This is a genomic window from Phreatobacter sp. AB_2022a, from assembly GCF_026847585.1.
In the GTDB taxonomy this organism is placed as follows: domain Bacteria; phylum Pseudomonadota; class Alphaproteobacteria; order Rhizobiales; family Phreatobacteraceae; genus Phreatobacter.
Genome location: NZ_JAPSET010000008.1, coordinates 140,749 through 157,634, shown reverse-complemented (window position 1 = coordinate 157,634; position 16,886 = coordinate 140,749). Strand labels below are relative to the sequence as shown.

The following is a 16,886-nucleotide window of genomic DNA, read 5'->3' as shown; positions in this document are numbered from 1 at the left end:
GCGGGACGGAACGGGGGCCGGCACGGCCGGAATGACCGGCGCGTCCGGCGCGACGATGTCGGGCGGCGACACCGGCGGCGCGGCTTCGGCGACCTGCCGTGCGGCTTCGAGGGGAGCCGCTGGCTCGGGCGCCGGCGTCTCTGCGGCCGGCTGGGCCGCTTCCGGCTCGGCGGCCTGCGGACTCGCGGCGGTCGCCGGAGCTTCGGGCGTCGCCACGGCCGAAGGTTCGGCTGTCACCATTTCGATGACCGGCGGCGCGATGCCGGCCACGGAGCGCGTCTTGGGCACGAGCAGCCAGGCGAGCGCGCCATGGACGGCGAGAGTGCCGGCCAGCAGGGCAGGGCGCTGCCAGGCCGGATGCAACAGTCCTGCGGCGCTCATCGGGCGGGCGCCTCGCCGCCGGCCGGAGACGCCGGACCAGGGCGCTGGGTGACGAGAGCGATGCGTGTCAGTCCGTGGCTCGCCAGAAGGTCGAGAACGCCGACGATCGCGCCGAAATCGGCCTTGGCATCGCCGCGTACCTGGATATGCCGGTCCGCGCGGGCCCCCAGGCTTTCGCGCACGCGGGCAACGAGATCGTCGCGGGCGACATCGTGGTCGCCGACCTGCAGTCGCCCGTCCGGTCCGACGGTGACGACGACGGGCTCCTGCCGTTCCAGAGGCTGGGCCGCGCGGGCCTGCGGCAGGTCCACCTTCATGCCCGATGTCAGGAGCGGCGCCGTCACCATGAAGATGATCAGCAGCACCAGCATGACGTCGATGAACGGCGTCACATTGATGTCGGCCATCGGGGCGAAATCGTCGCCCTGGCCCGTGTCGGAGCCGAAGGCCATCAGCGGGTGGCCCCGGTGGCGGCGATGCCGGCGCCATCGGGCCGCAGCACCCGCACGGCATCGTCTTCGACCAGCCTGACGAGCCGTTTGCCGAGGCGGCCATAGGCGGCGACCAGCTGATTGTAGCCGAAGGCCGCCGGAATGGCGGCGGCAAGGCCGATGGCGGTCGCGGCCAGCGCTTCGGCTATGCCCGGCGCCACGGTGGCTAGGCTCGTGTCTTGCGAACCGGCAATGCCGATGAACGAGGTCATGATGCCCCAGACCGTGCCGAACAGTCCGAGAAAGGGACCGACCGAGGCGATCACCGCGAGGTGGGCCAGGCCGCCATGCGCGGCCTCGACCGTTTCCTGCACGCGCCGGCGCATGGCTGCGACGACCCGCTCGCGTCGCGCACCGACCGCTTCATCCGGATAGACGAGGGCGGCCTCGCGCGCGCCGCCATCGAAGATCGCCGCGATGACCGGATCGGCGCGGCCGCCTTCGCCGGCGCGTACCGCACGGCCGAGCCGACGCACCGCGAGGATGCATTCGGCGACGATCAGCCAACACCAGAGCGAGGCGGCGACCAGCATCAGCATCACCGCCTTGACCACGGGGCCAGCCATCAGGAACAGCGAGATGGGATTGAGATCCGTGTGCATGGGAGGAGTTGTCCCGCCGGTCAGAAGCGCAGGTTGAGGAAGGCGCGGACGCCGCGCCCGGGCTGCACCACCTCGTCCTTCTTGAACGAGACATGGTTGCGGATCTCGGCGTCGAGCAGGTTGGTGCCGACGAGGCCGGCGGTCAGCTCGGTGACGCCGAACGTGTTGGTGCTGATCCGGGTCGTGTAGCTGAGCTCGGCATTGAGGAGATCGTAGCCAGGAGTCGGAGTTTCGTTGGCTGAGATCTCGCGCTGGGCGAAGGCATGCAGCAGCGAGACGCGCGCGAACAGGCCGCCGTCGCGCCAGAACAGGCCGCCGCCGAGCCGGTGCGGCGGAATGCGCGGCACGTTGCTATCGTCGGAGAAGCGCGCGCGGACGAAGTCATATTGCGCTTCCACGCCGAGCGTGCCTGTGCCGATGGTGGCCAGATCGTATTGGAGCCGGATCTCGGTGCCGTAGAAGGTCGCGTCGCGCTGACGGAATATAGTCTGGCGATAGGCCGTGCCGCTGCCGCAGCTCGCGAAGGTGTCGTCGCAATAGAGGCCGGTCGGCGCCTTGAAGATGAAGCCGTTGAAGCTCGTGTAATAGGCCGAGAAATCGAGCCGGAGCGGGCCGGCGGAACGGCGCAGGCCGATCTCGAAGGTGCGGGCCTGCTCCTTGTTGAGATCGGGATTGCCGATGTCGAAGGTGCCCGGCGCGGCGTGGGCGCCCTTGGAGAAGAGCTCGGGCACCCGCGGCGCACGTTCGACGAACTGGGCGGTCAGGCTGCCGACGAAATTCCACGGCAGGTCCTGCAGCATGCCGATGCTGGCGCTGAACGGCATGAAGGAGCGGGCGACCGGACGGTCGACGATCGCTCCCGACGTGCCGAGATAGTCGCCTGGAAAGATGCCGGCGACGCCACGCAGCGCGGTATATTCGACACGGGTGGAGGCCTGCAGGCGGGTGGACGGGGTGATCTGGAGATCACCGAAGACATAGCCGGCGGCCGTCTGCGTGGTGGCCGGCTCGAACAGCGGTGGCGAGGTGCCGGTCGCGCCGGCGAGCTGGTAGTTGGCAGAGACCCCGGTCGTGATGGTGAGCGCGCCGAGCGGGGTTTCGAGCGGCCGCATCTGCGCCTCGACCCGCGTCTCCGCCTCCCTGTTGCGGAAGGTGAGGGCGGTCGCGAAACGATTGACGTCGGCGAGGAAGGAATCCTCGTCGTGCGCATAGATCGAGGCGCCGAACCAGAAACGCAGAATGTCCACCGGCCCGCTCTCGGGCCGGTATTCGCCCTTGGAGGTGAAGCGGGTCTGCTGCAGCGCGATGCGTGCGCGCTCGGCCGCCGAGGCGCGGCCCGGAATGCCATAGGTCGCGTTGGTGTGGGCGATCGCGGCGCCCCAATAGCCGCCGTCGAAAAAGATCGTGGCGCCGACCGAGCCGTTGACCGACCTCAGATAGCTGTTGGCCTGGCGGCCGCCGCCCGGCGTCGTATAGTCCTCGGCGGTGCGGCGGTTGAATTCGCCGTGGAAGGCGACATTGCCCTTGCGGCCGCCGATGCTGATGCCGGTATCGATCCCGCGGTCGACCGAGGACAGTGCGGTGCGCAGTGCCGGAAAGACGCCTTCCGGGCCGAGCACGGTCGGGATCCGCTCATTGCTGACATTGACGACGCCGCCGATCGCTTGCGAGCCATAGCGCAGGACGGCGGGACCGCGCACCACGTCGACGCGCTGCGCGCTCGAGGGATCGACCGTCACGCCGTGGTCCTCGCCGAGGTCGGAGACGTCCTGGGTGCCGATGCCGTTTTCCTGCATGCGCACGCGGAAGGCGTCGAGACCGCGGATGATCGGCCGGCTGGCCGAGCCGGGGGCGAAACCCGACGCGGTGATGCCCGGCATGTTGCTCAGCAGGTCGCCGATCGTCCGCCCCCCGTTGCGGCTGATCTCGCCGCCCTGAACCACGGTAACGGGCGCGAAGCTGCGGTCGAGCACCAGCAGTTCGCCTTCGCTCGGACCGCGCCGACGTTCCTCGCGCGGTGCCTCGACCACGATGACCGGCAGTTCCGTCACCTCGGCCCGAGCCGGCCCGCCGGCCACCAAGGCCAACGGAACGAGCCCGAACGGCACGGACCATCTCGGCAGGCATGGTGATTCGCACCGGGCCCATCGACCTTGGTCGCGGTTCTGCGTCCTGGCGCTCCTCGCCCTGCTGCTGGTCATTGCATCCTGCCTGTTCGACTAATTGTTACATTGTAACTGTTGCGAATGTTTCGCAACAGTTATTGCAAATGAATTGCATCTGCAAGACGAAAAGGCGCATGGCTCACAGACGGGAGAGATCGATTGCCGCGCCTTGTCCTTCTGGTCAGGGCGGACAACGGCTGTGTATGGTCGCGTCCACATCCGGCCGATGGGGCGGGGAGCGCGGAGTCGGCCGGTGAGCATCGGGTTGATCGCACTGCTTGACGATGTCGCGGCCATCGCCAAGGCGGCCGCCGCATCTCTCGACGACGTTGCGGCCCAGGCCGCCAAAGGCCGGTGCGAAGGCGGCGGGCGTCGTCATCGACGATGCCGCCGTGACGCCGCGCTACGTCACCGGCTTCACGCCGGAGCGCGAACTGCCGGCCATAGCCCGGATCGCGGTCGGCTCGCTGCGCAACAAGCTGCTCATCCTGCTGCCGGCAGCGCTCGGACTCGCCGTCCTGGCGCCCTGGCTGATCACGCCGCTGCTGATGCTGGGCGGTGCCTATCTTTGCTACGAGGGCGCGGAGAAGGTGTTCGAGGCCGTGCTGCCGCATCATGCCGGCGCGCACGAAGCCGAGGTCGGCACGATCGCGCTCGATGCTGCGAGCGTCGAGGACCAGAAGGTCGCGAGCGCCATCAAGACCGACTTCATCCTGTCTGCGGAGATCATGGCAATTGCGCTCGCGTCGATCCCGTCGGGCAGCTTCTGGATGCAGGCGGTGGTGCTCGCCGTGGTCGGGCTCGGCATCACCGTGGCGGTCTACGGGGTCGTCGGCCTGATCGTGAAGGCTGACGATATCGGTCTTGTTCTGGCGCGAAACGGCTCAGCCTCCGCCCTTGCAGGATTGGGCCGGGCCGTCGGGCGCGGGCTGGTGCGGGCCATGCCGCTGATCCTGGCCCTGCTCAGCATTGTCGGCACCGCGGCGATGATCTGGGTCGGCGGCGGCATCGTCGTCCACGGGCTCGAGGCCTATGGTTTGCATGCGATCGCCGGTTTCGTTCAGGCCGCGGCCGGCGCGATCGTCCGCCTGGCTCCGGTGAGCCTCGCCGGCACTGCCGAATGGCTGGTGTCGGCGATCGGCGCTGGGTTCGCCGGGCTGCTGATCGGCGGGGCGCTGATCCCGCTCGTCGGCTTCGTCCTGGCGCCTGCCTGGCGCGGCGCCAAGAGCGTCGTCCGGCGAGCCGCCTGACCACTCGCGATTTTTTTTTGATGGACGTGTCGGTCCGCGGCCGTCCCGTTCGTCCTAGGCTCGAAGCCAACCAGAGGAGCCTTCAATGCCCAAGATGATCTTCGTCAACCTGCCGGTCCGCGACCTCGGCCGTTCCGTCGCCTTCTACGAGGCGGTCGGTGGCGTCAAGAACCCGCAATTCTCCGACGACACGGCCGCCTGCATGGTCTTGTCCGACACGATTTTCGTCATGCTGCTCACCCACGACAAATACAGCCAGTTCACCAAGCGGCCGATCGCGGATGCCAAGGCGACCAGCCAGGTGCTGCTCTGCATTTCCGCCGAGAACCGGGCCGAGGTCGACAGCCTGGTCGCCAGGGCGGCTTCGGCAGGCGGCATAGGCGATCCGAACGCGACGCAGGATTACGGTTTCATGTATGGCCGCAGCTACGAGGATCCCGACGGCCATGTCTGGGAAGTGATGTGGATGGACCCGGCGGCCGTGGCGAGCGGCGAGGCCGGCGCCGAGGCCAAGGTCTGAAAGCCGGGCGACGGACGGAGGCAAGGCCATGTCGAAGGTTGCCCCCTGCCTGTGGTTCGCCCGGGAGGCCGAGGAAGCTGCGGAATTCTACGTTTCGCTGATCCCGGATTCGCGCATCCGTCACGTCCAGCGCAATGGCCCGGGTAGCCCCGTCGGCAGGCAGGGCAGTGCCCTGGTGGTCGATTTCGTCCTGGGCGGCCAGACCTTCATGGCGCTCAACGGCGGGCCGCCCGACAATTTCACCCAGGCCGTTTCGTTCAAGATCAACTGCGCCGACCAGGCCGAGGTCGACAGGCTCTGGGGCGGGTTGAGCGCCGGGGGCAGCACGGGCCGGTGCGGCTGGCTGAAGGATCGCTACGGCGTATCCTGGCAGATCGTGCCGGTGGACATGCCGGCCATTCTGGGCGACCCGGATCCGGTGAGGGCGCAGCGCGCCATGAAGGCCATGCTCGGCATGACCAAGCTCGATATCGCGGCCTTGAAGGCGGCCCGCGACGGCCGGTGACCGCCGACGTTCCGGCGACCCCGCCGTTCAGCCGGGCTCGCCGTAGCGGCGCTTCAGATGCGCCTTGAAGACGGTCGCGTCGAGCGGTCGGCCCGTCGCACGGGTCAGCAGCTCATCCGTTTCGTAGAGCGAGCCCTGGCTGTGGACCTGCGTCCGGAGCCAGCCGACGAGGCCCGAGAAATCGCCGCGGCGGATGGCCGGCAGGATGCCGGGCTCGGCACGGCAGGCGGCATCGAAGACCTGCGCGGCGGTCATGGCGCCGAGCGTATAGGTCGGGAAATAGCCCCAAAGGCCTGCCGGCCAGTGCACGTCCTGCAGGCAGCCGAGCCGGTCGTCGGGCGGCGCCACGCCGAGCAACTGCTTCAAGCCGTCGTTGAAGGCGGCCGGCAGATCGGCAATGGCGAGGTCGCCGGCGATCAGCGCCCGTTCCAGCCGGTAGCGCTGGATCACATGGGCGGGATAGGTGACTTCGTCGGCATCGACGCGGATCAGCCCGCGCGCGACCTGCGTATAGATGCGGTGCAGATTGTCGGCACCCCAGGCTTCGCCGTCGCCGCCGAAGGCGGCGGCCATCAAAGGCGCGGCGAAGTCGATGAATTCGCGGCTGCGGCAGGCCTGCATTTCGACGAGCAGCGACTGGCTCTCGTGGATGCTCATGCTGCGCGCCTGGCCGACCGGCTGGTTCATGACGGCCTGGGGCCGGCCCTGCTCGTAGAGGGCATGCCCGGTCTCGTGCAGCACGCCCATCAGAGCGCGGGTGAAGTTGCTTTCGTCGTAGCGCGTGGTGATGCGTACGTCGTTGTCGGCGCCGCCGCAGAAGGGATGCAGCGAGACATCGAGCCGGCCGCGGTCGAAATCGTAGCCGAGCACCTTCATCAGATCGAGGCCGAGCTGGCGCTGCCGCTCGATGGGAAAGGGACCGTCCACCGGCAGGATCGCCGGCCGGCGCGCCTGCACCGCCAGGGCCTCCTCGATGAAGCCGGGCAGGAAGGATGCGAGATCGTCGAACAGCACGTCGATGCGGGCCGAGCGGCCGCCGGGCTCATAGTCGTTGAGCAGGGCGTCGTAGGTCGAAAGCCCGAGCTTCTCCCCCTTCGCCCGGCCGATCTCGCGCTGCAGTCTGAGCACTTCGCCGAGCTTTCGTTCGAGCGCCTTGAAATCGGCATTGGCGCGGGCTTCTCGCCAGGCGAGCTCGGACGCGGACACGGCCCTGCTGGAAGCCTCGACGAGATCGGCCGGCACGGCCGTCTCCGCCGTCCAGATGCGCCGGATCTCCCGGAGATTGGCCCTGGCGAAGGCATCGAGTCCGGTCTCGCCTTCGGCCGCGGCCAGCCAGTCGCCGATGCGCGGATCGGTCAGCATGCCATGCTTGAGCACATTGATCTGGGCGATGCTTTCGGCGCGCGTGCCGGCCGCGCCGACCGGCATCATCACCTCGTTGTCCCAGTGCAGAATGCCCAAGGCGTTGCTGAGCGCGGCGGCGCGGCCGAAATGGGCAAAGAGCGTGGCGGATGCGGACGACATGGATGCGGACATGGCTCTCTCGTCTCTGACGGACCATCGAACGGATAGCCCGATGTCGCGCGCCAGGCCAGTGTGCCAGTGTGCCCCGGCCGGCTTCAGGGCCGGATCACGGCGGAGCCGATGATCTGCCGGTTTTCGAGATCGCGATGCGCCGTGACGATGTCGTCGAGCGCATAGCTGCGCTGCGGGCCGACATCCAGCACGCCGCGCCGGATGGCATCGAACAGATCGTCGGCATTTTCCTCCAGCAGGGCGCGGTCCGCCGTAAAGACCGGACGGATCGGCCAGGTCAGCGACAGTGCTTTCGTGGACAGGATGAACGGATCGATCTGCGGCGGATGGCCGGAAGCCTTGCCGAAGGCGACCAGCGTGCCGCGCGGTTTCAGCACGTCCAAGGAGCGCAGAAAGGTATCGCGCCCGACCGCGTCGAACACCGCGGTGACGCCTTCTCCATGGGTGATGGCACGCACGCGGTCGACGAAATCCTCAGCGACGTAGTCGATCACGGTGAAAGCGCCTGCCTTCAGCGCCGCCGCGGCCTTGGCGGCGCCCGAAACCGTGCCGATGACCCGGATCCCGAGGCTGCGCGCCCATTGGCTGAAGATCAGCCCGGTGCCGCCGGCTGCGGCATGGAACAATACCGTGTCGCCGGGCGCGAGGCGCACGGCCTCCTTCAGCAGCATGCGCGCGGTCACGCCGCGCAGGAACGAGGCTGCCGCCTGGGCTTCGGTGATATCGCCGGGAATGCGCACGAGGCGGTCGGCGGGATAGAGCCTGACGGTTGCATAGGCGCCCATCGGGCCGTCGGCATAGACGACCCGGTCGCCGACAGCGAGCGAGGTCACGCCGGGGCCCAGCGCTTCGACGACGCCGGCGGCCTCGTTGCCGAGGATGGCCGGCAGCGCCGGCACGGGAAAGCTGCCACGCCGGTAATAGACTTCGACGAAGTTGAGCCCGATCGCCGTATGGCGGATCAAGGCTTCGCCAGGGCCGGGAGGGACCGGGTCGATCGGCTCGATCTTCAGGATTTCGGCCGGCCCATGCTCGTAAATGCGTACTGCGCGTTCCATATCTCGTCTCTCGGTGGTTCGTCCGGGAGACTTTGGTGCCTCGGGCGGGCGCCGGAATGCCACCGGCAGGATGTCCGGTCACCGGCAGGATGACGGAAGGGGAAGGGCCATATGCAGGCAGCGTCTGCAGATCTCGACAGCGTCGACCGGCAGCTTCTCGCGCTGCTGAAGCGCGATGCCCGCCAGCCGGTCCTCGCGCTCGCCCGCGGCGTCGGTCTGTCGCGCAGCGCCGTGCAGGACCGGCTGGCACGGCTGCGCGCGAGCGGCGTCATCAGGCGCTTCACCATCGACACGACCGGGCCGGCTGAGGCGGGAGGCACGCGCGCCTACCTCTTCGTGCGGATCGACGGGCGCCCGTGCGCGCGCGTCATTCCGGGACTTGCCGGGCTGCCCGAGGTCGAAAGCTGCGATCACGTCGCCGGGCCGATGGACGTGGTGCTGACCGTGCGCGCGAAGGATATGCCGGCGATCAGCGCGCTGCGTGACAGGGTCCTCGCCATGCCCGGCATTGCCACCGTCGCCGTGGCGGCGGTGATGAAGAGCCACCTGGCCGCGTCCCAGGGTGGAACGGGCGCGCTCGCCCTGGCGGCGGGCTGAGCTCCGTCCGCCGGGGCGAGCCGCGCAATCGGGATCAGCCGGCCGCTTTCCGACGGCCGAGCTGGTCGAGAAGCGCCGCGCCGGTGCGGATGCCGTTGATGAAGCAGTCGAGCTTCAGGTTCTCGTTCGGCGCGTGATTGGCCTCGTCGGCATTGGCATAGGGCACGACGAAGGCCGGAATGCCTAGCGTCTTGGTGAAGACGTAGTCGGGCAGGCTGCCGCCCATGGTCGGGTATTCCAGGGGATCGACGCCCTGGGCGAGCCGGATCGCCTGGCGCAGCACCTCGCCATAAGGCGATTCGAGCGGCGTCTTCGACGGCAGCATGCCGCCGCGGGAGATGAACTCGACCTCGGGCGCGTGGCGGGCCACATGCGCGGCGACCTTGGCGAGCACGTCGTCCGGCGTCTGGGCTTCGACGAGGCGGATGTCGCATTTGGCGAAGGCCTCGTGCGGCAGCACAGTCTTCGAGCCCGGGCCGCCATAGCCACCGTGCAGGCCGTTGATGGTGAGCGTCGGGTGGAACATCAGCCGCTCGTAATAGCTGCGCTCGGCCGGCGCATCGAGACGCTCCAGGGCGATATCGGCCTTCGCCTCGGCAAGGTCGAGCGGCAGCCGGGCGGCCGCGGCGAGCTCGTTGGCGGTAGCCGGGATCACCGTGTCGGCAAGGCCTTCGATGGTGATCTCGCCGTCGGCGTTCTTCATCGTGCCGAGCAGGTGCACGAGGGTCCAGATCGGGTTGGGTGCGACGCCGCCGAAATTGCCCGAATGCAGGTCGCGGCTGGCATGGCGCACGCGCAGCTCGAACGAGGCGACGCCGCGCACGCCATAGCTGATGGTCGGCAGGCCCGAGGCATGCAGCGGCCCGTCGGCAGTGACCACGAAGTCGGCCTTCAGCCGGTCGCGGTTGGCGGCCACGAATTCGGCGATGCGCGGGCTGCCGATTTCCTCCTCGCCCTCGAGCAGGAAGACGATGTTGCAGGGCAGGGTGCCATGCACCTTCAGGTGCGATTCGATCGCCAGGAGCTGAGCGAAATGCTGGCCCTTGTTGTCGCCGATGCCGCGGGCATAGATGCGGCCGTCGCGGATGGTCGGCTCGAACGGCGGGCTGATCCAGGCGTCCAGCGGATCCGGCGGCTGCACGTCGTAGTGGCCGTAGAGCAGCACGGTCGGCGCACCCGGCGCCTTGTTCCAGTGGCCGAGAACCATCGGGTGACCCGATGTCGGCACGGCCTCGGCGGAGAAGCCGAGCCCCTGCAGGGTTTCGACCAGCAGGGCCGCCACCTCACGGATGCCGACGTCCTGGGCGCTGATGCTCGGGTGGCGGACATAGTCCATCACCCGCTTGACGAAGCTCTCCTCGTTCGCCGCAATGTGGTCGAAGACCCGGGCGAGCTCGTCCGGGGGCGTCTGGGCCTTGGCTGCGCTCATCGCTTCAATCCTTCCTTTTCGTGCCGCTGCCGTCGCCGGCGCGGGTCAGCAGGATGGCGCCGGACGGATGCACCTCGCCCTGCCAGCCTGGCGCGACCAGGGTGGTCGCGTCGAGCTGGGTGATGATGGCCGGTCCGCTGAAATGGTCGCCGGCGCCAAGCTTGGTGCGGTCGATGAGCGGTACATCCTCGGCGCCGGTGGCGAAATGGACGGTCTGTGTGCCGATGCGCGCCGTCCCGGATCCGGCGGGCAGGGCGGGGCGCGGCGGCGGCGGCATGTGGCCGACGGCTTCGACCCGGAGCGTCACCAGCTCGATCGGCGAATCCAGCACGAAACCATAGAGCGTCTCGTGCGCGGCGGCGAAGGCAGCCTCCGTCGCGGCGGCGGTCCCCGCCCAGGCCACGGTCACCTCGCCGCCCTGGCCGTGGTAGCGCATCAGCACCACACGCCCGAGCTTGCGCGCATCCGGTGCGACGCCCTCGGTGGTGAGCCATGCTCCGGCGCGTTCTTCCAGCTCGGCGAAGATCGCTTCGGCGGCCTCGACATCGACCGTGCCGGCCTTCGGCAAGGTCCGGCTGAACTCGGCCTTGAGATCGGCGGCGAGGAGCCCGTCGGCGCAGAGCACGCCCGGCGCCGGCGGCACCAGAACCCGCGTGACGCCCAGGAGCTCGGCGAGCGCGCAGCCGTGCAGCGGCCCGGCGCCGCCGAAGGGCAGCAGGGTGAAGTCGCGCGGGTCGTGGCCGCGCTCGACCGAGACGACGCGCAGGGCGCCGACCATGTGGTTGTCGATGATCGCCAGAACGCCGCGCGCGGCGGCTTCCGGCGTCAGGCCGAGCGGCGTCGCGACACCTTCGCTGATCACGGCGCGGGCCGCGGCGAGGTCGAGCGCCATGCGCCCGCCGAGCAGCTCGGCCGGCAGGTGGCCGAGCACGACATGCGCGTCGGTGACGGTCGCCTGGCGGCCGCCGCGGCCATAGGCGGCAGGGCCGGGATCGGCGCCCGCGCTCTGCGGGCCGACCGCGAGTGTCGCGTCGCTGACCCGGGCAATCGAGCCGCCGCCGGCCCCGATGGTGACCATGTCCACCATCGGCAGCGGCAGCGGCCATTCGCCGACATGACCGTGCTGGGTCAGGCTGATCTTGCCGTCCTTGATCAGGCAGATGTCGGCGCTGGTGCCGCCGATATCGACCGTGATGATGTCGCGGATGCCGCAGGCCGCAGCGACGTCGCGCGCGCCGACGACGCCCGCGGCGGGGCCGGACAGGGCGGTCAGCGCCGGCGCGCGGCGGATGGTGGCACCGCCCGCGACGCCGCCATTCGACTGCATGAGCAGAAGCGGCGCGGCGATGCTGGCCTCCTCGAGGCGCTTTTCGAGGCGCGACAGATAGGTGGAGACGCCCGGCATGACCGACGCGTTGAGCACGGTCGCCAGCGAGCGCTCATATTCCCTGACCACCGGCAGGACGTCGACGGATGTCGTCACCGCGATATCGGGCAGCAGCTCGCGCAGGATCTCCGCGACGCGCTGCTCGTGCGCTGGATTGGCGAAGGAGTGCAGGAGGCAGACCGCCACCGCCTGGACGCCGACCTCGGCGATGGCCGCCGCCACCGCTCGCACGCTCGCTTCGTCCAGCGGCTGCATCACGGTGCCGCCGGGGCCGATGCGTTCGCGCACCTCGAACACGCGTGAGGCCGGCACCGGCCGCTCCGGCTTCTGCCAGGCGTAGAGGTTGGCCCGGCGCGGAATGTCCTGCCGGCCGATGGCCAGCACATGGCGGAAGCCTTCCGTCGTCACCAGGGCCGATTTCGCGCCCTTGCCCTCCAGGATCATGTTGGTCGCGACGGTCGTGCCGTGCAGGACCCGTTCCAGCGCGGGGGCCTGCCGGCCGGCCTCGGCGAGCGCCAGGCCGACGCCGGTCATGAAGGCCTTGGACGGATCGCTCGGCACGCTCGGCGTCTTGGCGCGCCAGACCTTGCCGCTGGCCGGATCATGCAGGGCGATGTCGGTGAAGGTGCCGCCGATATCGACGGCGACGGCGAAGCCGGCATTAGCTGATGACATCGACATACTCGTTGCGATGGAAGGAGCGGACCTCGGGGCGGTCGGCGCGCAGGCGCCGGGTGGCGGCTTCGTCGACCGAGCGGCCGGCGATCACCACCCCGTAGTGACGGCGGGCGGCCTCGGCGCTGACGAAGCCGCCGAGCACGTCCTCGAGCACCTGGGCCTCGGGGCGGTCATAGGGATGGCCGTGGCCACCCCCGCCGCCGGTCTGGATGCGCAGGATGTCGCCACGCTTCAGCGGATTGCCGTCGGAGAGCGGCTCGTAGACGCGCTCCTGCGGTGTTCCGGGATTGACCACGGCCCGGCCGACGCCGCCGCACATGCCGCCGGCCATGCCCCAAGGCGGGTTCTTGACGCTGTCGATGCGCACGGCGAGCACGGCCTCTTCGGCCAGCACCTCATATTCGCGCACGATGCCGCAGCCGCCGCGATAACGGCCGGCACCGCCGGAATCCCGGGCGATGCCATAGGTCCTCAGGCGGACCGGATAGCCGGCCTCCAGGAACTCGACCGGATAGTTCTCCTGGGCGACGAAATAGACCGCATCGATGCCGTCGGCATTCGGCCTCGCGCCGTAACCGACGCCGATGCCGTCGGCGAGCAGGAAGCGCTCGAGCGCCCCCTCCTCGGTGCGGAAGGTGCCGCGAATGAGCGCGATGACATAGGCGGAGTGGGCGGCCGGCGCACCACCGCCGGCGACGTTGATCAGTCCGTTCAGCGCCGCCAACACGCGCATCATGGTCAGACCGCGCATGCCGAGCGGGGCGGGGTAGTGCGGCCAGAGCAGGGAGCCTTCGCGCAGGCGCACCTCGTCGATCGATTGCGGCCCGCCGGCATTGCAGACCTGGCCGGGATCGCCGCCGAGATAATAGAGGCCGAGCGCCATGCCGGGCACGCCGGGATTCATCAGGAAATTGACCGGGCCATAGGCCTGGTCGTCGCTTTCCGTCGCGTCGAAGATGAACCGGTCCTCGCCGCCGGGAACCGCCTCGCGGGTCAATGCGAAGCGGATGCGGAACGGCCCGTGGCCGTGCCCGTCGGCGTCGATCGCATCGGTGAAGCGATGGGTGCCATAGGGAAAGGTCTCGGCCAGCTTGGTGCGCACGAGCTGGCGGGTGCGGGCGAGCAATTGCCGCAGCGCGTCGGCCACCATGTCGGCGCCGAAGCGGGCGAGGATCTCCTGGACGCGCTTGACGCCGAGCGCGTTGCTCGCCATCAGCGCCCGCATGTCGCCGAGGCTCTGGCTCGGAAAGCGCGAATTGCGGTGGAAGATGGCGAGCGCGGCCTCGTTGGTCCGGCCGGCGTCGATGAGTTTGGTCGGAGGGATCATGATGCCCTCCTGGAAGATGTCGGTGGTATCCGGGCTGATCGAGCCGGCGCGCAGGCCGCCGATATCGGCAAAATGCGCCCAGCACATCACGAAGGCGCAGCGCCGGCCCTCGTGGAACACCGGGGCGAGCAGCACCTGGTCGTTGGAATGCGAGACCGCCCCGCGCGAGCCGTAGCAGTCGTTGTACCAGTAGAGGTCGCCCTCGCGCATGGTGTCCGGCGGGAAATGCTGGAACACCGGGCTCGTCATGTCGCCGAAGATCGGCACGTTCGAGCCGACCGCCATGACGCCGTCGGCATCGAACAGGCCGGTATAGAAGTCCTTCTTCTCGCGGATGAAGGCGGAGATGGCGGTGCGCTCGAGCAACGCCTCCATTTCGGCCTGGGTGGCGCGGATCGCACCGCGGACGATCTCCACCGTCACGGAATCGCAGAGGGGCGGCTGGGGCGCCGTCATGGCGCCCGCCGGCTCAGTCGAGCGGAGCATTGGTCGGATCCTTGATGAGGATGAGGGTGATGCTGCTGATGACGGCGGCCAGGATGACGAACAGGGCCGGCGACACCGGGCTGCCGGTTTCCCGGATCAGGAAGGTGGCGACGAAGGGGGCGAAGCCGCCGAAGATGGTCACCGCCATGCTGTAGCCGATCGACAGCGCGGTGAACCGCACCTTGGTCGGGAACAGCTCAGCGAGCACGGCGCAGAGCGGGCCGGCATAGAAGCCGAGGAGGGCGGCCGAGATGCACTGGGTGACGGCAAGGCTCATGCCGCTCGGCGCCGCGACCAGATACTGGAACAGCGGATAGGAGAACAGGCCGTAGCCGATCGCCGAGACGAGCAGGACGGGCTTGCGGCCGACGACGTCGGAGAGCCAGCCGGCGAAGGGCGTCAGCAGGGTCAGCACCACGGCCGCGGCGGCCGAGGAGTAGTAGGCCGTGCCGGCGGAAATGCCGAGCTGGCCCGAGGCAAAGCTCGGCATGAAGATGTTGAAGGTGTAGTTGCCGACCGTGCCGACCACCGAGAGGCCGAAGGCGGCCAGCACCGGCCACTTGTAGATGGTCAGCGCGTCGCGCACCGGCGAGGAGGCGACCTGCTGCCGGTCGACGGTCTTGTGGAAGGCCGGCGTCTCCGAGACGCGCGAGCGCAGATAGAGCCCGATCGGTGCCAGCACGAAGCCCATGATGAAGGGAATGCGCCAGCCCCAGTCGATCATCTGCTCCTTGCTCAGCGTCGAATTGAGCACGGCGGCGATCAGCGTGCCGGCGATCAGCGCGAGGCCGACGCTGAACTGCTGCATGCTGCCGATCAGGCCGCGCCGGCCGGGGGGCGCATATTCGACGAGGAAGGCCGCGGCCCCGCCCCATTCGCCGCCGGTGGAGAAACCCTGGACCAGGCGGCAGAGCACGAGCAGCAGCGGCGCCCAGATGCCGATGGTGGCATAGGAGGGGATGAGGCCGGTCAGCGCGGTCGCGCCGGCCATCAGCCCGACGGTGAGCACCAGCGCCGCCTTGCGGCCCTTGCGGTCGCCATAGGCGCCGATGACGATGGCGCCGACCGGGCGCATGACGAAGCCGACGCCATAGGTCGCGAAGGCCGACAAGAGGCCGACGACCGGATCGCCGCTCGGAAAGAAGTTGGCAGCGATCTGCGCGGCGAACAGGCCGAAGATCAGGAAGTCGAACAGTTCGACGAAATTGCCGACCGCGCAGGACAGGATGGCGCGGCGGCGGATGCGCGCATATTCGGCTGAAGTGGTGGCGTCCGGCAGGTCCGCCGTGGCGGCTTGCGACATGCGCGTCTCCTCGTCTTTTGGTTGTCGCGCGCAGTCCCGTTGCAGTGCGGGGCGCGCCGTTCCCGGTGGTCTCTGGCAGGTCTTCAGGTCGCCGCAAGGCGCGGCGGGAAAGGCGCGACCGGCTGCCGGCGCGCCACGTCTGGCCTGCAGAACCGCTCGAATGGATCTTTTGGGAACGCGGCTTTTGTCAGCCTGTCCTTTTGTCTGACAAGATGCTACCGAGAGACGAAGACGAGTCAAGCGTCCCGGTGGAATGGCTCCACCGGCTTTTTTGGCGACGCCCCCAGATCTTGCTATGGCTCGATCTTGCTATGGCTCGATCCGGCCATAGCTCGGACAAGGAGACGCTGTGGAGCGCATGTGGTGGAGAGGGGCTTGATGATCGCAACGACGCTGGAAGCGCTGGGGCCGCCGATCCTGGTGCGCGACCGTGCCTTCGAGCAGGTCTGGGACGCCATCATTTCCGGCCGCATCCAGCCCGGAACGCGCCTGATCGAGCGCGAGCTGTGCGAGGCCATGGGCATCAGCCGGGCGTCGGTGCGCGAGGTGATCCGCCGCCTGGAGGCGGAAAAGCTCGTCGTCGTCGAGCCGCGGCGCGGGCCGACCGTGGTGACGCTGACGCCCGAGCAGGCGAGCGAGATCTACGAGATCCGCGCCATGCTGGAGAGCTTGATGATCCGCCGCTTCACCGAGAAGGCCAGCCCCGAGGACATCGCGGCGGTGGAGGCGACCTTCGCCGCGGCGACGCGGGCGGCGGCTGCCGGCGACCGGGCCGAGATTCTCGTGCTGATGCGCCGGTTCAACCGCCAGCTGCTGGCGGTCGCCAGCCACGGCGCGGCCGGCGACATGCTGGCCCATCTCGACGCCCGCATCAGCTGGCTGCGTGTCAAGGCGATGGCGGTGCCGGGCCGGCTCGATGCGAGCATCGGCGAGCTCGGCGCGGTGCTCGAGGCGGTGCGGGCGCGGGATCCGGAAGCCGCCGCCGCCCGGATCATGCGTTCCGTTCTCAATGCGCGCGACGCGGCGGTTGCGGAGCTCGTCCGGTCGGCGCCGGCTGTCAGGCCGGCGCGCCGCGTACGCAAGGCGCGCGGCGGCTGAGGAGGGAAGCGGGGCCGGGGCCCGCGGCTCAACCGGCGCGCCGGCGAGGTTTGACGGACCAGACTCCGGCGGC

The 16,886-nt window shown here is 69.2% G+C and carries 13 protein-coding genes and 2 pseudogenes; 5 read left to right on the top strand and 10 right to left on the bottom strand.

Annotated elements, in window-relative coordinates; translation table 11 throughout:
* From OZ671_RS08525 to OZ671_RS08510, 4 genes and pseudogenes are all read right to left on the bottom strand, one after another.
* Positions 1–381, bottom strand: a pseudogene (locus tag OZ671_RS08525) (hypothetical protein); the annotation flags it as partial.
* Positions 378–833, bottom strand: coding sequence for an ExbD/TolR family protein (locus OZ671_RS08520; RefSeq protein WP_268860347.1), 456 nt, complete (start codon positions 831–833; stop codon positions 378–380). The pseudogene OZ671_RS08525 and the gene OZ671_RS08520, both read right to left, overlap by 4 nt.
* Positions 833–1,474 carry a MotA/TolQ/ExbB proton channel family protein gene (locus tag OZ671_RS08515; protein ID WP_268860346.1) on the bottom strand — a complete coding sequence of 214 codons (642 nt, stop codon included), beginning with the start codon at positions 1,472–1,474 and terminating at the stop codon, positions 833–835. Before OZ671_RS08515 ends, OZ671_RS08520 begins: the two co-directional genes overlap by 1 nt.
* A gap of 20 nt (positions 1,475–1,494) precedes the next feature.
* The gene (locus OZ671_RS08510; RefSeq protein ID WP_268860345.1) at positions 1,495–3,582 is read right to left on the bottom strand and encodes a TonB-dependent receptor; all 2,088 of its coding nucleotides are present in this window, start codon (positions 3,580–3,582) and stop codon (positions 1,495–1,497) included.
* A gap of 310 nt (positions 3,583–3,892) precedes the next feature.
* On the opposite strand from OZ671_RS08510, the pseudogene OZ671_RS08505 reads away from it, so the two are divergent.
* From OZ671_RS08505 to OZ671_RS08495, 3 genes and pseudogenes are all read left to right on the top strand, one after another.
* A pseudogene (locus tag OZ671_RS08505) lies at positions 3,893–4,889 on the top strand (DUF808 domain-containing protein).
* An 85-nt stretch (positions 4,890–4,974) separates the two neighbouring features.
* Positions 4,975–5,409 (top strand): VOC family protein, encoded by a 435-nt coding sequence (locus OZ671_RS08500; protein WP_268860344.1) that lies wholly within the window; start codon positions 4,975–4,977, stop codon positions 5,407–5,409.
* 28 nt (positions 5,410–5,437) lie between these two features.
* Positions 5,438–5,914 carry a VOC family protein gene (locus OZ671_RS08495; protein ID WP_268860343.1) on the top strand — a complete coding sequence of 159 codons (477 nt, stop codon included), beginning with the start codon at positions 5,438–5,440 and terminating at the stop codon, positions 5,912–5,914.
* Between the two features lie 27 nt (positions 5,915–5,941).
* On the opposite strand, the gene OZ671_RS08490 is transcribed toward OZ671_RS08495, so the two are convergent.
* Positions 5,942–7,450 (bottom strand): carboxypeptidase M32, encoded by a 1,509-nt coding sequence (locus OZ671_RS08490; protein ID WP_268860342.1) that lies wholly within the window; start codon positions 7,448–7,450, stop codon positions 5,942–5,944.
* A gap of 83 nt (positions 7,451–7,533) precedes the next feature.
* The gene (locus OZ671_RS08485) at positions 7,534–8,508 is read right to left on the bottom strand and encodes a quinone oxidoreductase family protein (RefSeq protein ID WP_268860341.1); all 975 of its coding nucleotides are present in this window, start codon (positions 8,506–8,508) and stop codon (positions 7,534–7,536) included.
* Positions 8,509–8,619: 111 nt separating this feature from the next.
* On the opposite strand from OZ671_RS08485, the gene OZ671_RS08480 reads away from it, so the two are divergent.
* Positions 8,620–9,105, top strand: coding sequence for an Lrp/AsnC family transcriptional regulator (locus OZ671_RS08480; protein WP_268860340.1), 486 nt, complete (start codon positions 8,620–8,622; stop codon positions 9,103–9,105).
* A gap of 34 nt (positions 9,106–9,139) precedes the next feature.
* On the opposite strand, the gene OZ671_RS08475 is transcribed toward OZ671_RS08480, so the two are convergent.
* Genes OZ671_RS08475 through OZ671_RS08460 form a run of 4 tightly spaced genes read right to left on the bottom strand, consistent with a single transcriptional unit; the run spans position 9,140 to position 15,715 of the window.
* Positions 9,140–10,534, bottom strand: coding sequence for a M20/M25/M40 family metallo-hydrolase (locus tag OZ671_RS08475; protein WP_268860339.1), 1,395 nt, complete (start codon positions 10,532–10,534; stop codon positions 9,140–9,142).
* Positions 10,535–10,538: 4 nt separating this feature from the next.
* Positions 10,539–12,596, bottom strand: a complete 2,058-nt coding sequence (locus OZ671_RS08470; RefSeq protein WP_268860338.1) for a hydantoinase/oxoprolinase family protein — start codon at positions 12,594–12,596, stop codon at positions 10,539–10,541.
* Positions 12,583–14,412: a hydantoinase B/oxoprolinase family protein gene (locus tag OZ671_RS08465; protein ID WP_268860337.1), complete on the bottom strand. Its 1,830-nt coding sequence runs from the start codon at positions 14,410–14,412 to the stop codon at positions 12,583–12,585. The genes OZ671_RS08470 and OZ671_RS08465 overlap by 14 nt, the downstream gene beginning before the upstream one ends.
* The gene (locus OZ671_RS08460) at positions 14,396–15,715 is read right to left on the bottom strand and encodes an MFS transporter (RefSeq protein WP_038310864.1); all 1,320 of its coding nucleotides are present in this window, start codon (positions 15,713–15,715) and stop codon (positions 14,396–14,398) included. The genes OZ671_RS08465 and OZ671_RS08460 overlap by 17 nt, the downstream gene beginning before the upstream one ends.
* A gap of 378 nt (positions 15,716–16,093) precedes the next feature.
* Here OZ671_RS08460 and OZ671_RS08455 point away from each other — a divergent pair, with 378 nt between their 5' ends.
* Positions 16,094–16,813 (top strand): GntR family transcriptional regulator, encoded by a 720-nt coding sequence (locus tag OZ671_RS08455; protein WP_268860336.1) that lies wholly within the window; start codon positions 16,094–16,096, stop codon positions 16,811–16,813.
* Positions 16,814–16,886 lie beyond the last annotated feature (73 nt).